The sequence below is a fragment of the Chromobacterium fluminis genome (assembly GCF_011602385.1).
Taxonomy (GTDB): domain Bacteria; phylum Pseudomonadota; class Gammaproteobacteria; order Burkholderiales; family Chromobacteriaceae; genus Chromobacterium; species Chromobacterium fluminis.
In genome coordinates this window covers 1-1,004 of sequence record NZ_JAAOMA010000116.1, presented here as the reverse complement: position 1 = coordinate 1,004, position 1,004 = coordinate 1, and the positions used below count along the sequence as shown (strand labels likewise).

1 protein-coding gene is annotated in these 1,004 nt (G+C 61.9%); it reads left to right on the top strand.

Translation table 11 applies throughout. From position 1 onward, the window contains the following. Window positions 1-369 precede the first annotated feature (369 nt). Window positions 370-819, top strand: coding sequence for a hypothetical protein (locus HA052_RS27085; protein ID WP_166454442.1), 450 nt, complete (start codon window positions 370-372; stop codon window positions 817-819). Window positions 820-1,004 lie beyond the last annotated feature (185 nt).

Genomic DNA, 1,004 nt, shown 5'->3' with positions numbered 1-1,004 from the left:
TGCCTCGCTCGGTCTGCGTGGAAACCGGCACCAGAAACATCATCCGCGCAGCGGATACAAAACCCACACACCTAGCCACACCAACCACCCCACCTTGACCCCAAGCGCCCCCTCGGCAACAATCCCCACGTTGCCGCCCACATGCGGCACCGGGATTGGCGTCCCGTCGTGAGCTTTAACAAACCTACGCAGCACGCTGCGTAGGTTGTTTTTCCATTGCAGCGCCATTCGGCAGGTGCGTGGGAGGAGAGTGCTATGCACTCACCGGCTTGAAAGCTCACCCGGTACGCCAATCCGCTCACGCGCCTGCCTAATACCTCGGCTTCTCTCGGCAGGTGGTTTATCTTGTGTCACAGCAGGAGAAACACCATGCATCACGCTCAAAACTTTCCCCGTCGTCGTCGCTACAAACTGCACTCGCTGGAGCAGCAGGAAGCCTTGCTTCCCTTTGTTCGCCTCTGCCCCGGCCGCACCTATCGGCATTACTGGCAAATGCCCACGCCCCGTAAGGATTACCCCGCCGACAGCGCCTACGGCCGCGAATGCGCGGCGCATTTGCTGCAATGGATGAAGGACAACCGCGAATACGTCGGCAAGGGCCTGCTCAGCCGCGTGGCGCGGGACATCGACTTTGACGACCGCGACGGACGCGGCCAGTGGATGGGCTTCTTCAACTATCTGGAAATCATGATGCTGCTGGGCGCGGACCGGGTCCGGGTCTATCGCCATGTGGACAGCCAACACCAGCTCTACCTGGCGCTGGGACAAAGGCTCAAGCTGGAAGCGCGTTTCCGCCGCATCCGCCTGCGCAATCGCTGACCTCGGCTGGTGGGTATCGCTACGCTCCACCCACCCTACGGCGGGTGGTTTGTAGGGTGGGAGGAGCCGAGAGGCGATACCCACCAAGCCCCGCCGCCAAGGTCCAAGCATTGGTTCCATCGTGTTTCCGCGTGGGTATCGCTGCGCTCCACCCACCCTACGGCGGACGGTCTTGTAGGGTGGGT

What these genes read in the sequence shown, in the direction of transcription:
- HA052_RS27085 (WP_166454442.1), top strand. Translation starts at nt 370, where the DNA reads ATGCATCACGCTCAAAACTTTCCCCGTCGTCGTCGCTACAAACTGCAC.